General features: G+C 49.8%; 17 protein-coding genes. 7 read left to right on the top strand and 10 right to left on the bottom strand.

Annotated features, from left to right (window positions below; genetic code table 11):
- Positions 1 to 62: 62 nt before the first annotated feature.
- The 4 genes from ABRS97_RS22475 (at position 63) to ABRS97_RS22460 (ending at position 4,012) form a co-directional block, all read left to right on the top strand.
- Positions 63 to 902: an ABC transporter ATP-binding protein gene (locus ABRS97_RS22475; protein WP_367818107.1), complete on the top strand. Its 840-nt coding sequence runs from the start codon at positions 63 to 65 to the stop codon at positions 900 to 902.
- Entirely contained in the window at positions 835 to 1,599 is a 765-nt protein-coding gene (locus ABRS97_RS22470; protein WP_367818106.1) for an ABC transporter permease, read from the top strand. The genes ABRS97_RS22475 and ABRS97_RS22470 overlap by 68 nt, the downstream gene beginning before the upstream one ends.
- A gap of 14 nt (positions 1,600 to 1,613) precedes the next feature.
- On the top strand, positions 1,614 to 2,639 hold the full coding sequence (locus ABRS97_RS22465; RefSeq protein WP_367818104.1) for an ABC transporter substrate-binding protein: 1,026 nt from the start codon (positions 1,614 to 1,616) through the stop codon (positions 2,637 to 2,639).
- A gap of 266 nt (positions 2,640 to 2,905) precedes the next feature.
- The gene (locus ABRS97_RS22460) at positions 2,906 to 4,012 is read left to right on the top strand and encodes an FAD-dependent monooxygenase (RefSeq protein ID WP_367818102.1); all 1,107 of its coding nucleotides are present in this window, start codon (positions 2,906 to 2,908) and stop codon (positions 4,010 to 4,012) included.
- Between the two features lie 116 nt (positions 4,013 to 4,128).
- Here the strand turns inward: ABRS97_RS22460 and ABRS97_RS22455 are convergent, their stop codons facing one another.
- The 6 genes from ABRS97_RS22455 to ABRS97_RS22430 form a co-directional block, all read right to left on the bottom strand.
- Positions 4,129 to 5,007, bottom strand: coding sequence for an SDR family oxidoreductase (locus ABRS97_RS22455; RefSeq protein WP_367818100.1), 879 nt, complete (start codon positions 5,005 to 5,007; stop codon positions 4,129 to 4,131).
- Positions 5,008 to 5,172: 165 nt separating this feature from the next.
- A complete protein-coding gene (locus tag ABRS97_RS22450; protein ID WP_367818098.1) occupies positions 5,173 to 6,156 on the bottom strand; it encodes an aldo/keto reductase in 984 nt (327 codons plus the stop codon).
- Positions 6,157 to 6,239: 83 nt separating this feature from the next.
- Positions 6,240 to 6,698, bottom strand: a complete 459-nt coding sequence (locus ABRS97_RS22445) for a MarR family winged helix-turn-helix transcriptional regulator (protein WP_367818096.1) — start codon at positions 6,696 to 6,698, stop codon at positions 6,240 to 6,242.
- Positions 6,699 to 6,948: 250 nt separating this feature from the next.
- Positions 6,949 to 7,389: a bactofilin family protein gene (locus ABRS97_RS22440; protein WP_367818094.1), complete on the bottom strand. Its 441-nt coding sequence runs from the start codon at positions 7,387 to 7,389 to the stop codon at positions 6,949 to 6,951.
- Positions 7,389 to 8,390, bottom strand: coding sequence for a M23 family metallopeptidase (locus tag ABRS97_RS22435; protein ID WP_367818092.1), 1,002 nt, complete (start codon positions 8,388 to 8,390; stop codon positions 7,389 to 7,391). Before ABRS97_RS22435 ends, ABRS97_RS22440 begins: the two co-directional genes overlap by 1 nt.
- A 118-nt stretch (positions 8,391 to 8,508) precedes the next feature.
- Positions 8,509 to 9,867 carry an MFS transporter gene (locus tag ABRS97_RS22430; RefSeq protein WP_367818091.1) on the bottom strand — a complete coding sequence of 453 codons (1,359 nt, stop codon included), beginning with the start codon at positions 9,865 to 9,867 and terminating at the stop codon, positions 8,509 to 8,511.
- Between the two features lie 154 nt (positions 9,868 to 10,021).
- On the opposite strand from ABRS97_RS22430, the gene ABRS97_RS22425 reads away from it, so the two are divergent.
- Together ABRS97_RS22425 and ABRS97_RS22420 are read left to right on the top strand one after the other, a co-directional pair.
- Positions 10,022 to 10,867, top strand: a complete 846-nt coding sequence (locus tag ABRS97_RS22425) for a helix-turn-helix transcriptional regulator (RefSeq protein ID WP_367818089.1) — start codon at positions 10,022 to 10,024, stop codon at positions 10,865 to 10,867.
- 219 nt (positions 10,868 to 11,086) lie between these two features.
- Entirely contained in the window at positions 11,087 to 12,292 is a 1,206-nt protein-coding gene (locus ABRS97_RS22420) for a WD40/YVTN/BNR-like repeat-containing protein (protein ID WP_367818087.1), read from the top strand.
- A 601-nt stretch (positions 12,293 to 12,893) separates the two neighbouring features.
- Here ABRS97_RS22420 and ABRS97_RS22415 read toward each other — a convergent pair.
- The 4 genes from ABRS97_RS22415 to ABRS97_RS22400 all read right to left on the bottom strand — a co-directional run bounded on the left by ABRS97_RS22415 (position 12,894) and on the right by ABRS97_RS22400 (position 16,250).
- Positions 12,894 to 13,394, bottom strand: a complete 501-nt coding sequence (locus ABRS97_RS22415; RefSeq protein ID WP_367818085.1) for a hypothetical protein — start codon at positions 13,392 to 13,394, stop codon at positions 12,894 to 12,896.
- 27 nt (positions 13,395 to 13,421) lie between these two features.
- Positions 13,422 to 14,600: an MGDG synthase family glycosyltransferase gene (locus tag ABRS97_RS22410; RefSeq protein WP_367818084.1), complete on the bottom strand. Its 1,179-nt coding sequence runs from the start codon at positions 14,598 to 14,600 to the stop codon at positions 13,422 to 13,424.
- Positions 14,601 to 14,663: 63 nt separating this feature from the next.
- Entirely contained in the window at positions 14,664 to 15,245 is a 582-nt protein-coding gene (locus ABRS97_RS22405) for a thymidine kinase (RefSeq protein WP_367818082.1), read from the bottom strand.
- A gap of 27 nt (positions 15,246 to 15,272) precedes the next feature.
- A complete protein-coding gene (locus ABRS97_RS22400; protein WP_367818080.1) occupies positions 15,273 to 16,250 on the bottom strand; it encodes an HD domain-containing protein in 978 nt (325 codons plus the stop codon).
- Positions 16,251 to 16,351: 101 nt separating this feature from the next.
- On the opposite strand from ABRS97_RS22400, the gene ABRS97_RS22395 reads away from it, so the two are divergent.
- Positions 16,352 to 16,948, top strand: coding sequence for a YdcF family protein (locus ABRS97_RS22395; protein ID WP_367818078.1), 597 nt, complete (start codon positions 16,352 to 16,354; stop codon positions 16,946 to 16,948).
- Positions 16,949 to 16,957: the final 9 nt, after the last annotated feature.

Below are 16,957 nucleotides of genomic sequence, written 5' to 3'. Positions count from 1 at the left end.
CCGGAATATGCTTCGGAGATAATCATCATTTTTGGGGACTAAGACGTTTGGAGGTGCGCGTTATGATCGAGATCAAAGGAATCAGCAAAACCTTCATGCAGCGGATCGGCGGCAGTTACAAAGCGTTGGATGATGTGTCATTGACGATACAGAAAGGGGAATTCGTCTCCTTATTGGGGCCATCCGGTTGTGGCAAATCGACGGTTCTGAATCTGGTGGCCGGCTTCGATACCTTGAGCGAAGGAACGATTGAAGTAAGTGGGAAAAAGGTGACAGGTCCCGGTGCGGATCGGGTTGTCGTATTCCAAGAACACGGCCTGTTCCCATGGCTGACGGTGTTGGACAATGTGGCTTTCGGCCTGAAGCAAAAAGGCATGGGGAAGAAAGAACGCCATGAGCTCGCGATGGAACAAATTAAAGCGGTGCATCTCAGCCGATTTGCGGATCGGTATCCGCACGAGCTGTCCGGCGGGATGAGGCAGCGGGCGGCGATTGCCCGCGCCTTGGCGATGGATCCGGAAATTCTGCTGATGGATGAGCCGTTTGCAGCGCTCGATGAGCAGACAAGGCTTATTTTACATAAGGAACTGGAAGAAATCTGGATGCGTACGCGCAAAACGATCCTCTTTATAACCCATAACATTCGGGAAGCGGTCATTCTTTCGGATCGCGTTCTGGTTATGTCTACGCGTCCCGGCACGATCAAGAAAGAGTTTGTTGTGAAAGCCGCCAGACCTCGCGATAACGCAGATACCGTGCTGCATCACGTAGAGAATTCGATTATGGATGCCCTTGCGGATGAACTGGAAAAAGTGGTAAGGGAGGAAACGGGCGATGAGTACAGCATTAAGAAGAACGATTTTTCTGGTACTACTTCTGATAGCTTGGGAGGCGGGATTTAGAATTTTCGGCTGGGGCTGGAAATTTCCTTCCGTTACACAGACGCTGCAAGCTTTCTATGAAGGAATTGTTCATGGTGAGCTTATCGCAGCGACGATTGCGAGTATGGTTCGCTTGTTGGTCTCGTTCATCATTTCTTTGCTCATTGGCACAACGTTAGGATTCTTGTTCGCCCGCTACCGGCTGGTGGATGACACGATCGGGTTTGTTGTGGTTGCTTTGCAAACCATTCCAAGCATAGCGTGGCTCCCATTCGCGATTATTTGGTTCGGCCTGAATGAAAGTTCCGTCATTTTCATCACCACGCTGGGCGCAACATGGACGATGGCGCTATCGAGCCGCACGGGCATCAAGAATATCCCGCCGATTTATTTGCGCGCCGCGCAGACGATGGGAACCGGCAATGGCTTCAAGATGTTCGTGCAGGTGATGATTCCGGCGGCATTCCCGCATTTGATCAATGGCGTTCGAACGGCCTGGGCGTTTGCTTGGCGCGCGTTGGTGGCCGGGGAGCTAATTGCCAAGGGAGCAGGGCTCGGGCAACTGCTGCAGGACGGCCGCAATCTGGGCGATACCTCTTTAATGCTGTGCATCGTCATCATTATTGCAGTGCTAGGTACGGTATCCGACCACTTTTGCTTCAAGAAACTTGAAGATAAGGTGCTGGAGCGTTACGGCCTTGCCGGCTCGAAGTCATAACGGGAGCGTATACAATGAAAAAACTAGCATGGATCATGACGGTACTCCTCCTGGCCTCCGTTATGCTGACCGCTTGCGGGGAAGAGCTCACACCTTCGGGTAAAGCGAAGAAAGTACGGCTTGGCGTTTTCAAAAATGTCACGCATGCAGCGGCTTATATCGCGCTGGAAAAAGGTTACTTTCGCCAGGCTTGGGGCGAGGATGTCGACATCGAAGTCACCGCCTTCGATAACGGCTCCGATCTATCTATCGCGATGGCAACAGGCGATATTGACATCGGCTTTGTCGGGCCGGGCCCGGCGACGACCTTTTATCTCAAAAGCCAGAATTACCGCGTTGTCTCCGGCTCCAATAACGGGGGGGCGGTGCTCGTAGCCCGCAATGGAGCAGGGATTAATAGCGTTAAAGATTTAGTGGATAAAACAATCGCCATTCCATCTAAAGGGAATACGAATGAAATATCGCTGCGCCTGCTGCTGGGGCAGGAACATGTCAGCCTCGGCAGAGGGACCGATAGCGCGCATCTGATCGTGCGGTCTCCATCGGACGCACTCATTTCCTTCCGGCAGAAGGAAATAGATGCAGCGCTTGTCCCCGAGCCATGGGGCACGCAGATTGAGAAGGCCGGCTTGGGCAAGGTCGTGGTCGACTGGCAGGCGATCCCGCCCAATCACGGCGATTACCCGACGGTCATCATGGTCGCGAGCGATACGTTTATCGGGCACCATCGCGATATGGTGAAGGGGGCCATCAAGGCCAATATGGAAGGCATTGCCTTCATCCAGAATAATCCGGATCAAGCGTATGACCTCATCAACAACCAGCTGAAACGATATAGCGGCAAAGGGATGGACAAAAGCTTGATCAAAGCCTCTCTTTCACGCCTGAAACTGACCACGGACGTGGATGTGAAGGTGATGGAGGAGATGGCGAAGGTATCGATCGATGCCCGGTATATTAAGGGGATTCAGAAAGATGAGCTGGATCTAGGCAAGTTCGTCGATTTGTCGATGCTGGCCGAAGTGAAGAGCGGGAAGTAAATGAAAAGAGCCTCATTCATCCGTCACCCGGATTTGAATGAGGCTCTTTTGTTCGGATACCGCGTGAAGTTTGCTGAGGTATACTCAGATGTACTTTCAGTACATTGATCACCAGATATACCGTTATTTTGTTGATGCGGAGCACATTCCTGGCTCCGCACGAGCTGTTCATATTCAGTTTATAAATCGATGTTACTCTGTACAACGTCATTAAAAATATTGTGGATTTATTGAACACGAATACAACCATCAGGGGAGGATAGAATATGAAAAAAAATATCCTAGTCAGCGGGGCGAGTTTCGCCGGACTCTCAACAGCCTATTGGATGAATAAATTAGGCTACAACGTGACCGTTATTGAAATCGCCGAAGATCTCAAAAAAGGTGGCACGCCTGTAAATATCCGCGAAAATACCATCGACATCGTGAAACGAATGGGGCTATTCGACCAAATTCTGTCGAACAGAATAACCATGGAAGTGGTGGAATTCAAAAATTCCGATGATGTCACTGAAAAATTGCACTTCATTAAAAAAGACAGTGAGCAGCTCACGAAAGATGAATACGAAATCGAGCGAAATGTATTGCTGAACATCATGTTCGAGGCTGTCAAAGATGATGTCGAGTTTATTTTCGGCGATAGCATATCGTCGTTAAAAGAAGAAAGTAATGGCGTCGTAGTAGCTTTCAAAGGGGGTCAAAAGCGCTCGTTTGACCTGGTATTTGGCTGCGATGGAATTCATTCGGCCGTCAGAAAATATTGCTTCGGCGAGGAGGCGGAATTTTCGCATTTCCTTAAAACTTATTTTTCTATCACGATCGTGGATAAGTTGTTGATCCGGGAGAATACGACACAGATGTACAATGAGCCGGGCAAGACGGTCATGCTGAACGCCTACAACAATAAAACTGACATCGTCCTCTGCTTTTTTTCGGAGAAGGAAATCCCTTACGACTATCGAAACGAAGAACAGCAACGGCATATAATATTGAATCAGTTTTCTGGAGTAGGCTGGCGAACGCCGGAATTGCTGGAAGAAGTGAAGGACTCGAAAACTTTTTACTTTGACAAGCTGTGCCAAATGAAAATGCCGTCGTGGACAAAAGGCAGGGTAGCGCTGGTCGGTGATGCTGGATACTGTGCTTCTCCGGCTGCTGGCATGGGTGGATCACTGGCAATAGATGGGGCAGCCGCCTTGGCTGATGCTTTCCAAAAATGCCATGGTAATTTTGAACTTGCGTTCCAAGCATACAATAAGAGTTTCCGTCCTTTCATCGAGGAAGTGCAAGCGAATGCGGAAAAATTTGGCGTAGAGTTTCTTATCCCACGAACTGAAGAAGCCATTCACGAAAGAAATTCGCAAGAAGGATAATTACGGCGCTTGTCGTGGGAAATCCGGGCAGGGTATGGGCTCTCATTTATCAGCCTGGAGTTCGGAATCTTCTAAATTAGCCGGTCACTCCCATTTTACTAGCATGTTCTAATGAATCAACCTTGTTGATGAGAAATCGACTCTTTCAGGACCTCTCTAAAACTAATTGGGGGGCGACCGATCAAATTAGCTAGAGCAGGATCGACTTGCGCGAAATCGCCCCGACGGCTCGCTAGAAACATCCCCATCCGCATATTTACACTCGCTTCCGGCACACCTTGAGACATCATGCGGTCCCGAAACTCTTCGTCCGACACAACGATTCGACGGATGGTCCGCCCCAAAACCTCGGAAGTGATTGTCGCAATCCCTTCCATGTCAATTGCTTCGGATGCCGTAAGATTTGGAGTCATGCCATCTAATTTCTGCTCGCTTAGGATCACCGCCGTAGCTTCGGCCAAGTCGGAGTGTGCTGTCCAGGCAACCGGACCATCCTCAGGAGCGATCAATTCCCCTGTTTTTATTGCACCGCCGATCAACATTAGTGCCGATGCGGCGTAGTAGCCATTACGGAGCGACGTGAAGGCAATACCTGAAGCTTTCAGCAGTTTTTCGGTAGCCGCATGGTGAATCATAGGAGCGAAGTGTGATGTCGGGGAAGAGCCCATGTGACTTGTGTATAGCACCCGACTAGCACCGGCCTTCTTTGCCGTGTCAATCGCTGTTTGATGCTGCCGGATTCCATGCGGGATACCAGCCTCACCCAGGATGCCGGAAGAAACGATGAAAACCTGCGACGCCCCCTCAAAGGCGTGGTGCAGACTCTCGGCATCGTCGAAATCACCCCGACGGACACGAACTCCACGTTCCTGAAGCTCTTGTGCCTGATTCGGATCGCGGACGCTGACACCAATCTGTTCGGCAGGTACACGTTTAAGTAACTGCTCTACCACAGCCCGACCCAATTTCCCGTTGGCTCCTGTAACGATAATCATAACAACAACATCCTTTCATTTTGTTTTAAAGTGTTGCTTACACTACAGTTTTGCGGAAATGGAATGAGCTTTTTGAACAACCAGCAAAAGGCTGTTACCGTTGTGTTATCCTCTCTGTTCACTGATCCGCGCGTGATACCCATTATTCATAATTAATTGGGCTCTTTATCGACGAACAGTCTTACCGTTTCTAAATTGCATATTGGGGAAGGAAGCGCCGGCTATCTCATTTTCGGGTATCGCTTCTTCAATTTTCTTAATATCGTCTTCAGTCAGACGAATATCAAGCGTCTGCAAAGCTTCTTGAATATGAGCTGGTGATACGGTTCCAATGAGCGGTATGATGTCTTCACCCTTGGATAATATCCATGCAAGCGCCAGTTGAGATACCGTCATTTGTTTTTTTGCAGCGATCTCACCCAGCTTCTTGGCCAGAGCAACATTTTTTTTTATATTTTCTTCGAAAAATAACGGGATGTAGCCGCCTTTGCTCTTTTGGATTCGCTCGTCTGTCCAATTGCCGGCAAGAAGCCCATGAGCCACCGCCCCGAAAGCGACAACGCCGATCCCCAATTCCCTTGCTATTGGTAAAATATCTTTTTCTATTCTTCGGTTAAAAAGCGAGTATTCGACTTCCAACAAGCTGATCGGATGCGTTGCATGCGCTCTTCTCAATGTCTCAGCATCGACCTGGCTGACTCCGATATGCTTTACATAGCCGGCTTTAACCAACTCGGAAATAGCACCGATCGTTTCTTCAACAGGGATACCCAGATCTATTCTTGCCGGCTGATAAAGATCAATATAGTCAAGATGGAGTCGTTTGAGCGAATAGGTAAGATAGTTCTTAACATTATGGGAGGAGACATCCAGTCCATAGAGGGAGCCGTCAGGCGCACTCAATGCCCCAAACTTCAGCGATATAAAATATTCATCCCTTTTATACCCTTTCAGTGCTTCACCGATTAACATCTCGCTTCGGCCTGCACCATAAAAATCCCCAGTGTTGAGATGATTAATTCCACTCTCAAAAGCGGCATGAATTGCGGCAATGCTAGTACCTCTAACGGCATCGTTGGCATTTGACATACGATCGCAACCGAGTCCGATTCTGGATAGATCCAGTCCGTTATTTTGATAATTCTTCATGATAACCCCCTAAATTATATTTTCTTAAATAAGTAGTCGTCTACATAATTGTTTAAAAAAATAAACGAATACATAGCAAAAATTTATAGCTTTGATAGTTGCCTTTCAACGTTTTCAAAAGCACGGGTCAGCAGAGAAACAAACATGGCTTTTTCGGCATCTGACATACCTTGAGTGATCAATTCTTCAGATTTCGATAAGGCACCATTCCTCTCATTAAGAAATTGTTTGGCTTTGGCCGTTACATCAATACGGAGGTTACGTCCGTCGGCAGGGTTACTATTGCGCGTGATAAATCCGGATTTCTCCAAACCGTTCAATAAGTTTGTCACAGACGGACCACTTAATGCCATTGATCTTTCAAGAAACTTTCGGTTGATCTCAATTTGCTCTTCTAAGGATTGATGAATATGACACAGAAGAATCGCTTGCGAGGCATTCAAGCCATGATCCATCAGAAGCTGATCGAGTATTTCCCGAACTTTTTGTGCTATAAGTTTAATGTATAGGCTATAGGGGTACATGTCGAAAACACTTTGCATAGGTTTCTCCTTGGAATCATGTAGATGTCTACACTATATACTCGGTTTTTAGTTTTGTCAATGATAGGTTTTAGATGTGTCGTTGTGCTATTGACGATGTTACCTCCTGGTGTCACCTATTCTGAACGATGTTAAAGAATCCTGGTTCAATAAAAAAGGAAGCTCCCGCGCCTTCGCTTGGGCTACGACCACCATCCATCTAAAAAACCACGACAAGCGTCCACACGCTCATCGTGGTTCTCCTGCAAAGCTAGTTCCCGCCGGCAGCAGCCTGCTGCTCGTTCTTTTGCTGCTTATGAGCCGTGGCGTCGATGACCTTACCGCCGCTACGATCAGCAACAGCCATGTTCATGAGGCTGCTGCCTTGGAAAATCCCGCCCTCCTGAATGATGAAGGAGCGCACCTCAATATTCCCAATCAGCACGCCGGTGCTGGCGACAACAAGTTTGCCTTTCGTGTGGATGTTGCCCTTAACTTTGCCGGCAATCAGCACGTCACGGGCGTGAATGTTGGACTGCACGACGGCATTCTCGCCTATGGTGATGTCGCCAGCGCATTCAATATCTCCGTGCAGTTGTCCCTCCACGCGGAGGCTGGCTTCGGACATGATTTTACCCTCGACAATCGTGCTTTCACCAATTAACGTATCCGTTGTTTTAGCATCAATAGGCTTCGGTTTGCTTCCCAGCATTAGGGTTCATCCTTTCTATCGTTAATGAGATAAGGGGAGGGGTCGATCTGGACGCCGTTCTTGTGAACTTCGTAATGAAGGTGGGTTCCCGTACTTCGGCCCGTTGTTCCCATGAGGCCAATCTTTTGCCCTTTCGTTACAGATTCTCCGCTTTTGACAAGCATTTTATTCAAATGCATGTATTCCGTCTGCAGTCCACGCGTGTGGTCGACGATAATGTGGTTGCCATGCTCGTCATCGTAACTGGCTTCCACCACTTTACCGTCTGCGGTCACATACACGGAGTCGTTCAATTCGCCATCGAGATCCAGTCCTGTATGCATGGTAGGCTTCTGGGTGAAAGGGTCCCGCCTAACACCGAAACCCGATGTAATGCTGTGCGTCACGGTAGGCCAAAGTGTTGGCGTAATTTTGCGAAGCCGTTCGGCTTCTTTCAGCTTAGCTTCGGAATCGCTCAAGTTAACCAGCAGGGAATTGATGTCTCCGACAAGTGAAGTTAGACCTTGCTTGGTGGTCGTGACAAGCTGAGAGACTTCCTGTGAAGTGACCGAAACCTCGGCGCCGCCAACATCCTGTAGTACATCTGCCGATGAAGGTTTGCCGGCACCGGCGGATTTTTTGCTTGTCTCTCCTGTTTGGGTCATCAATTGCACGACATGGTCCAACTTTTTAATTTCTTCCAACTTTGCTTTGAATTCTCCGGCTTGCTGTGACAAGTCAATCAAATTGTTTTGAAGCTGTTCGAGCTCGCTATTTTTAAGTGTAATTTGATTAACCAGTTGGCGCTCTTGTCCATCAAACGATTGCTGCATGGTGCTCTTCGTTTGATGAAAGTACGTGTTCATCAAGTAAATCGTGGCAAAAAATCCAATCAGCACGAGCAGGATCACGCTGGGCACAACATAAAGACTGCTGTGTGGAAGCTTAATTCTTACGGTTCGGCGGTTGGCGCCCGGAATGATCATTAAGGTGAACTCTTTTTTACCCCAGATGAACTTCAACCGATCCTCTTCCTTTCCGTAACAAAGTCCCCCTCCTTGATTCGATTGTATTCGTCACTGGTGTGTGTCATGCCTATTTTATTTGGACAAAAGGAGGTCCATAACTGAATAGCTGCTCTTAATTATTCTTCTGTTGAATGCCCATGTACCGATAAGAAAGCACCGAACCACCCAGCAGCAGTACGCCAGTGATGGCGAGATTCAGCTGAGCACCGGCAGAGTAGGAAGAATTTCCGTGCAGAATCGCTCCTAGAATGGCGACACCCAGCACAGCGCCAAGCTGACGACTCGTATTGAGCGCACCGGAGACAATGCCTGTTTGGCCTTGCGGCGAAGCTGAGAGTGTTGCTGTAACAAGCGGTGGAATCGTAAAAGCGCTGCCGAAGCCCAGAAGCACCATGGCGATAATCATTGTGACACCACCTTTTGGATAGAAGGTTGCTGCTGCAAGAAGGAACGCCCCAACCGATGTAGCGATAAAACCAAAGGTCATCGGGAGCTTGGGGCCAATTCGACTGACCACTCTCCCAGCCATAATTGGACCTACAACGGTAGGAAGGGTTAGTGGGAGGAAGACCAGCCCAGTGACCGAAGCCGAATATCCCCATACATGATGAAAGAACAGGGGCATGATGAACAGAATGCCCGAGAATCCAAAGTTAATCAGTATCCCAGCGGACATCCCGGCAGACAAGGCTCTTATATGGAAGAGGTGAAGAGGCAGCATCGGATGACTGGCGCGTATTTCGATCCGAATAAACAAGGCAGCCGCAAGTAGTGCGAGGCATAGAGTGGTAAGCACCCAAGGAGAGCGCCATCCTAACGTTTGGCTTTCAATCAGCGCGAAAGTAAATAAGCCCAAAGCGGCCATGGCTGTCAGCTGACCCGGGAGGTCTATACTCTTCTGGGACTGGCGGGGGGTCTCGCTAATAAAAGCTCGCGCTAATCCAAAGCTGATCAAAGCGATGGGTACATTGAGCATGAAAATGCTTCGCCAACCTACCGTATCAACAAGGAAGCCGCCAACAACAGGACCGGCAGCCAGTGCGGCTCCAGTTACTCCAGCCCAAATGCCCATGGCTCGGGCACGTTCGGAGGGTACTGGGAAGCCGTGCGAAAACAGCGTCATAGAGGACGGGAGCAAGGCGGCGGCGCCAATGCCTAGAACGGCGCGCATGCTAATCAGAACGCTAATGGATGAGGTGATGGCCATAATTACAGAAGAGAGGCCAAGGAGGGCTAAGCCAATACTGTACAGCTGCTTGCCTCCCAGCTTATCGCTGAGGCTCCCCATCGTTAGCAACAAGCTGGCAAATACTAACGTGTAAGCGTTAGTTATCCACTCTAACGTGGAGAGTTTGCCTCCCAGCTCATCTTGGATGGACGGCAGCGCTACAGAGACGATTGTCGTGTCGAGCAGCACCATGAAGTATCCTAGGGATATCCCTAGGAGTAATAGACCTTTTTTATTTTTCATGCAAAAAAACTCCCTTCTCAAGCTGAAGATGGTATCATATAGAAATTGTAGGGTTATATGGAGTATGGAGCTAGGAGCTAGGAGCGTAGTTATCCTAGGAGAGAAAGTTCTACGATAGCTTTTTAGACTTGAAAGAGATGGAGATCATTTGGATATGGATACTCGGAATCAAGGAAGATTGAAGGAGCTCTCTCAGTTTCTACAGAGTCGGAGGGCCAGAATCTCCCCTGAGCAAGCGGGCTTTCCACGTGGCATCAGGCGAAGAACGCCGGGGCTTCGCCGCGCGGAAGTAGCGATGCTCGCTGGTGTTAGTGCGGATTGGTACACTTGGCTGGAGCAGGGAAGAGATATTCAAGTATCCGCGCAAGTATTGGAAAGTCTGGTACGCGCTCTTCAGCTGGACAGCAATGAAAGCAAGCACCTGTATGTGCTGGCGCTTCATCATATACCTCCCGGTGCACATTCACAGCAATCGATCGTCAGTCCTGCTTTGCAGGACTTCCTGGATCAATTGGGAACGACGCCAGCTCTTGTGATGAATTCCCGGTTTGACGTCGTGGCTTGGAATGAAGCGGCATGTGCCGTCTATGGCGATTACAATGTCATGTCCGATATGGAGAGAAACGCGGTTTGGCGCGTATTCACATCGCCTTATGTTCGGGAACTTAGCGGGGAATATTGGGAAAGCCTAGCTAGACGCCGCCTCGCACAATTCAGGGCGTTTTATGGAAGACATACGGAAGAACCGAGGTGGAATCAATTCATTCGCGACCTCTCGGAAATCAGCGCCGAATTCAGCGAATGGTGGCAGCTTCATGACGTGCTCGACAGCCCTGAAGATCAGAAAACGATTAATCATCCGATCGCAGGACAGTTATCTTTTAACCATATTACCTTTCAGGTCAACGAATCACCCGATCTGCAAGTAACTGTCAACACGCCTGTAGCCGAAACAGATACTTTGCTCAAAATGCGAAAGCTTTTATCGATGGAAAAGTAAAGATGAAAGATCGGATGCTTCGGTCAGCTGTGCGTAGATGCCAGTTGGCCTCTTACCCATTTTCGGGAAAAAATATATGAAATGGAATTTAATGCGGTGAGACATACGATGTCTCGAGGCTTACTATGGGATAAAATCCCAAAATATCATCAACTTTTCAGGAGATCCTTCGTCTATTTGTATAGGAAGACAAGTGAAATGGAAGGATGGTGCAGTCCTATGTTAATAAGAAGATCAATGCTGATGTTGATGCTGTCCGTGTTTATTCTTTCAGGCTGTCAAGGATCGTCGGGATCGTCGGGAGCGACAAGCGGAGCTGTGAGTCCCGCCGTTTCTGCTGGAGTCGAAACTCCAGCACCCTCATCTTCAACGCCTCCGGCAGTAACGGCGACGCCTAAGGCGGAGACAGGCTCTGGCAAAGCAAGTGAAGCGCCATCGGCCATTGATATGCGAACTGTAACAGCCGTCAGGCTAGCTGATGCCAAGTCAGGCTGGATGGGCGGGAAGGGCTGGATTGCCCGAACCGATGATGGCGGCGTGAAGTGGCAGGTGCAGTATGAAGTGTCGGGCGATGTACAGCAATTGTACGCACTGAACGGTAAGGAGGCATGGGCTGCGGTTGGCAAAGAGCTTCTGGGCACAACAGATGGGGGCCAGCATTGGGTGGCGGTAGGGACGGTGCCGAATTCCGCATTTCTGCATTTTGTCACCAAGCAAGAAGCGTTTAGCGGAAATGCGAAGACGATGGATGGCGGCAAGAATTGGACATTCTTGAAGGTGCCGGAAGGAATCACGGGAGATGCTTATTTCCATGATAAAGATCATGGTTGGGCGGCCAAGCAGGTTAAAGATACAATAAGCGTATTACGAACAAAGGATGGCGGGAAAACCTGGAGCACCGTGATGACGCGGAAAACGGTTGCACCGCTAACAGGAGTTATGATTCGGTCTGCAGGCGCAAATGACGCATGGATTGAAATGGTTGGAGATTCGGGGATGACCCAAACGTCGTACGCGTTATTTCATACGAAGGATGGCGGCAAAAACTGGCAGACGGTGGTCGCCAACAGCACCGCAGGCGGAGGACCGGCACCCGGGTTCCCGACAGGGGATAATAAAGGGCCGAAGAATAGCGGCACGAAGCCCGGTCCCCTTTATGTCGTAAGTCCGGAAGTGGCCTTCATGGGCGGCCAGTGCCCGAGCTGCGACAAGCCGAACACCGTCGGCTGGACGAAGGACGGGGGCAAGACCTGGGTGAACGGCAAGGAATCGCTCACTGGCTATGGCGAGACGCTCCTCGCCATGGCGGATGCGAACAAAGGCTGGATGGTCACGAACGATACGGTGCAGCCATCCGTTATGTACACCACCAGCAATGGTGGCGCCAACTGGACGAAGGTGCATGCCTTCGATGCACCGAATTGAGCAAGAGGCCGCGCCTTTCAGCGAGTATTCGCTGAGGGCGCGGCCTCTTTTTCTGATAAGATGTGCTTGATGCTGACTGAGCGGAACAGGGGTGCGTTATGGTTCGCAAATCCCGCTTGTGGGATGATTTCGCGGAACGTGAGTGCGCTATTCGCGAGAATTGAAGGATGATTCGCATGTAAATGCCTGAATAGCGCACCGTAGTTCCCTGACTTCGTTATAATTGGGACTTTTCAGGAGAATAGCGAACTGTAGTTCCGCGAGCTAAGGTGTGATCACTGTACGGAATCTTCTAGGCAGTGTTAGCAACAAGGGGTGACTAGCAGAAGGAAGGCTGCGCATAGGAAGATCAGCAACTGCTGACTAGCAGAAGGCTGCGCATAGGAAGATCAGCAACTGCTGACTAGCGGAAGGCTGGGCATAGGAAGATCAGCAACTGCTGACTAGCGGAAGGCTGCGCATAAGAAGATCTTCAACTACCGACTAGCGGTTGTTAACGCGCGAATCTGGGCGTGTGTTCCGGCGCTGTATGGCCGTTGTCGAATACCATAGATGGCCGGCTAGCTGGATACGGAGGTTAGGAGAGTACCGTAATTCGGGTTTACTTCGGAGGACTGCTGCCAGTTTTTCCGCCAGTTCCACCCTTGTCGCTGCCGCCACCCCCGCCATTAAAGAACGTGTTCGTCAGCGCACGGATTTTCTCCATAAATTTTCCATAACCAAATCCCGTCAGGAACGCGACGCTGATGCGAGCGGCCATGGAATCACCTACCTGCAGCAGCAGAATGCCGCTTTCGAATAAAATAATCGTTACGATGGCTGAACCGAAGCAGAGCACGGGACGCATCAGGTACCAGTACACCCACTGTGTTGTCAGGTCATGGTAGTGCTCATGAAACATGCGCAGCCCATATAACGCTCCCCCCAAAGCGCCGGCGAAGCCGAATGTTGCGTAATCGCGGTATAGATTCATGTTGACGCCAAGCAGCTTGCCTTGAACCGTCCCGCTGTCAAGCACCGCCATCATCCATAGGCTGCCGACGAACCATAGGAGCAGATACGCAAAGATGGACTGTTTTCCTAATCGTTGGAGAGGCTCCATAAATCAACACCGCCCTATACATGGTTACTACCATTGTATGAGCGGTGTTGATGTTGATGCCTGTATATACGGACGTTTGTCCACTAGATTCAAATATCGAATGATCGCGCTCGAGCAGTCCTGCGCACGGAACTGCTGATCGCTGCGGATGTCGGACCTGCGCTTCGACAGCTTGGGATATTGCTCAAGCAGCAGCTTGAACCAATGGTCGATCATGGCCATCGAGGTGATTCGTTGACCATAGCCCTGCTCTTGAAAGTATTCGCAGTTTCTTTCCTCTTGCCCGGGAATAGGGCTGTAGAACAGCATGGGAATGCCTTTGGACATGGCTTCCGTGCATGTCATCCCGCCTGGCTTCGTAATGAGCAAGTCAGCTATGTCCATGAGCTTATTGATTTCGCGCGTGAAGCCAATGAGATGAACATGGGGATGCTGGAACACTTCTTCCTCCAGCAATTGCTCGCGGGCCTTTTCATTGGTGCCGAGACAGATTAGAAGCTGGATATGCTCGCTCCAATTGGCGATGTACGTAAGGAGCTCATCCTTCTCTTCCTTCTTAAAGACGCCCCAGCCGCCACCCATCACCATGACTGTTGGCATATCTTGCAGACCAAATTCATGGCGAATTTGCTCTTTGTTGTGCTGTTGTCGGAAGCTCGGATGCACGGGAATGCCCGTCACTTCAACATGCGTTTCAGAAACGCCGCGGCCCAGCAGCAGCTCGCGAACGGCCGGCGTCGATACCAAGTATTTGTCAATGGACGGATCCATCCATGTGCCATGCGCATCGTAGTCCGTAATGACGGTAAAGAGCGGAATCGGCAGGCCGGCGCGTTTCAGGCGGGACACAATAATGCTTGGAAAAGGGTGCGTGCACACGATCATATCCGGTTTAAGTTGAGCAATGACCGCCTTCGTCTGCGCGTAGAACATGCGATGCAAAGCGAGAGCTGCAACACGGTTTAGCGATTTTTTGTACTGATTGCGGTAAAGCATACCATAAAGTTTGGGTTGTGAAGTAACCGTGCGGCGGTATGCCGAAAAGATCCAAGGGGCTAGGGTAGGATGCAGAAACGCACCTAGCTCAATGACGCGGGTAATGATCTCAGAAGAATTCTGTCTGAGCTCTACCGATAGCGCATGAGCGGCTTGCGTGTGACCTTTACCGAAACCCTCGGATAAGAGCAAAATCCGTTTTTTTCGCAAGGAACTCACCTTTCTTTGTAAAACCTTCAATAGCAATTAGACGCAGTTGCCGTCTTCTTTCGTTCACTCAGCGGCTAAAGCCGCTTTTTTCCTGGAAGCATAGCATTTCCGGCATACCGGTACGTAGCTCTCATTGCCTCCAATTTGAATCTGCTCGCCATGGAAAATAGGTTCCCCGTCCTTGCAGCGCATATTCATAATTGCTTTTTTGTCACAGTACCAGCAAACGGTCTTAATTTCTTCAATCGTGTCGGCTACTGCGATGAGAGCTGTACTGCCTTCAAACAACTCGCCCATGAAATCGGCTCTGAGACCGTATGCGATGACAGGGATATTCAAATTATCCACAATGTCTATGAGCTGTGCGACTTGCTCTTTATTCAGAAACTGCGCCTCATCGACCAAGATGCAGTTCGGCTGCTCCGTGTGCGCGAGTTCAATCATATCGAGGTTCTCGTCTACAACGATCGCGCTTTTCTGCATACCGATGCGGGAGGCAACCTTCCCTGCCCCAAAGCGGGTGTCCACCACTGGTGTTAAGAGGAGGACTTTCTTCCCTTGTTCCTCGTAATTATGCGCGACGCGCAAGACTTCAATAGATTTTCCACTGTTCATCGTACCATAACGAAAATATAATTTTGCCAAGCGGGGCCAGTCCTCTCTGCAGGTGCATTAGATGGTGAAAAAGTACGTTGCAGTCATCGTGTCAAGCTCCGATAGCTTGAGAGCGGCATTAAAGCTCGCTTCGGAAGCGGGTTTATCACCGATCAGCGGCTGTTTTTTGTATAATTTGCCAATCTGTACTTGAATGCTTCCAGGCACAGGTTCATGCATCAATTGAATGCGATGTGGCTCATACAACAGCACGTTCATAATGTCTCTGGCCGTCCGGCTGTCGCTTTGCCGAAGTTCTTGGATCAATTCGTGATCAAGCAGATCGGGAATGCGGTTCACCGTGCCGGCTTGTTTCTTGCAATGATGGGACACAGCTTTGGCCAGCAGAGCGTCCATGGCGAGAAAGTGCGGGTGCAGAAAGATGCGATGATCCTCCACAACCGCATGAACGAGCGCAAGAGCCGCAGCTTCGTCAGCTTCAAGAAAATGTCCGCGAAAACGGAGCATTCGCACGAGTTCCGATGGCAGCAGCTTATATTGTCCGGCGTGATAGGTATCACGGAGAAAGCTGTCGAGATGATCCAAACCCATAAGGGGTGTTTTGTTCGTTAAAGGGCTGTCTTGTTTCAAAAGGGCAATGATCGCTGAGGGAGATATGCCATGTTTGTTTAAAATGTCGGCGACAACGCCCGTTTCAATCAATCGTTCCGTGTGCTTATGGTGGTCGTAGCCGAGCGTCCGCTCGACAGCATGAGAAAACGGCAGATGGCCGATATCGTGCAGAAGCGCAGCAATGCGCAGCATAGAATCATCTGGGAAAAAGTGCACCGCCAGCGACCACACACCAACGGTGTGCTCGTAGCGAGAATGGGTCATGGGCGAAAATAGCGCCGATGCGCCGTAATGATGCAGAAACTTTAAACGGCGAACCGGCTGCGACCGGAAAAGCTCTACTTCAACCGGATGGGCTGTTACATGCCATTGATATAACGGCTCCCAGATCGTTCCGGCAGAAAATGTATGCTGTATACTCAAAACTGAGATCCTCCTAGGCTGTGAAAATCTGGATGCACGTTCCCTTGCAGCGGTATTAGCTATCATAGCATGAAACATAGAAAGTTTGCTATCATGAGGGTATGAAAAAACAACTCAAAATATGCCTTTGGTTCGTTGCCGCGTTGTTCATAACCGCCGCTCTTTATTTTTCTCTGATGAGCTGGAAGGTTAGCTATATTTGGAAAACTTCGCATGGAACGCCAAGCGATTGCATGATTATTCTCGGAGCTGCGGTTTGGGAAGGCAAGCCGAGTCCGGCTATGCGCGAACGTCTTGATGTCGCGGTGGAGGCTTATAGGAACGGGTTAGCGCCAACCCTGATCGTAACGGGAGGGGTTGGAGGGAGTGAGCCATCCGAAGCGCAAACGATGAAGAAATTCCTTCTGGACAAGGACATTCCGGAAACAGCGATTCTGGTTGAGGACAAGTCGAGAAGCACGATAGAGAATTTACGCAATAGTCGAGCAATTATGAAAGAAAAGGGATTGGAGAAAGCGGTTATCGTGACTCACGGGTTCCATGCCTACCGCGCTTCGCTTATGGCGCGCAGTTTAGGCATTCGAGCCACGGTAGAACCGGTACAGATTCGCCCGCTTGCACTTACGTATTATACGCTCCGCGAATGTGCGGGAATTGCTGCATTTGCCCTACAATGGGCACTGGGGAGCTACCGCTGAACAGCCAGC

The sequence above is a fragment of the Paenibacillus tabacirhizosphaerae genome, assembly GCF_040812395.1.
GTDB lineage: Bacteria > Bacillota > Bacilli > Paenibacillales > NBRC-103111 > Paenibacillus_E.
The sequence above is the reverse complement of the archived record's forward strand: the minus strand, read 5'-3'. Positions and strand labels throughout refer to the sequence as shown.

Excerpts from the sequence above, each read along its gene's own strand:
- ABRS97_RS22450 (WP_367818098.1), bottom strand. The coding sequence starts at position 6,156 with ATGAAGAATTATCAAAATAACGGACTGGATCTATCCAGAATCGGACTC.
- ABRS97_RS22420 (WP_367818087.1), top strand. The coding sequence starts at position 11,087 with ATGTTAATAAGAAGATCAATGCTGATGTTGATGCTGTCCGTGTTTATT.
- ABRS97_RS22415 (WP_367818085.1), bottom strand. The coding sequence starts at position 13,394 with ATGGAGCCTCTCCAACGATTAGGAAAACAGTCCATCTTTGCGTATCTG.
- ABRS97_RS22445 (WP_367818096.1), bottom strand. The coding sequence starts at position 6,698 with ATGCAAAGTGTTTTCGACATGTACCCCTATAGCCTATACATTAAACTT.
- ABRS97_RS22470 (WP_367818106.1), top strand. The coding sequence starts at position 835 with ATGAGTACAGCATTAAGAAGAACGATTTTTCTGGTACTACTTCTGATA.
- ABRS97_RS22430 (WP_367818091.1), bottom strand. The coding sequence starts at position 9,867 with ATGAAAAATAAAAAAGGTCTATTACTCCTAGGGATATCCCTAGGATAC.
- ABRS97_RS22455 (WP_367818100.1), bottom strand. The coding sequence starts at position 5,007 with ATGATTATCGTTACAGGAGCCAACGGGAAATTGGGTCGGGCTGTGGTA.
- ABRS97_RS22475 (WP_367818107.1), top strand. The coding sequence starts at position 63 with ATGATCGAGATCAAAGGAATCAGCAAAACCTTCATGCAGCGGATCGGC.
- ABRS97_RS22465 (WP_367818104.1), top strand. The coding sequence starts at position 1,614 with ATGAAAAAACTAGCATGGATCATGACGGTACTCCTCCTGGCCTCCGTT.
- ABRS97_RS22425 (WP_367818089.1), top strand. The coding sequence starts at position 10,022 with ATGGATACTCGGAATCAAGGAAGATTGAAGGAGCTCTCTCAGTTTCTA.
- ABRS97_RS22440 (WP_367818094.1), bottom strand. The coding sequence starts at position 7,389 with ATGCTGGGAAGCAAACCGAAGCCTATTGATGCTAAAACAACGGATACG.
- ABRS97_RS22395 (WP_367818078.1), top strand. The coding sequence starts at position 16,352 with ATGAAAAAACAACTCAAAATATGCCTTTGGTTCGTTGCCGCGTTGTTC.
- ABRS97_RS22460 (WP_367818102.1), top strand. The coding sequence starts at position 2,906 with ATGAAAAAAAATATCCTAGTCAGCGGGGCGAGTTTCGCCGGACTCTCA.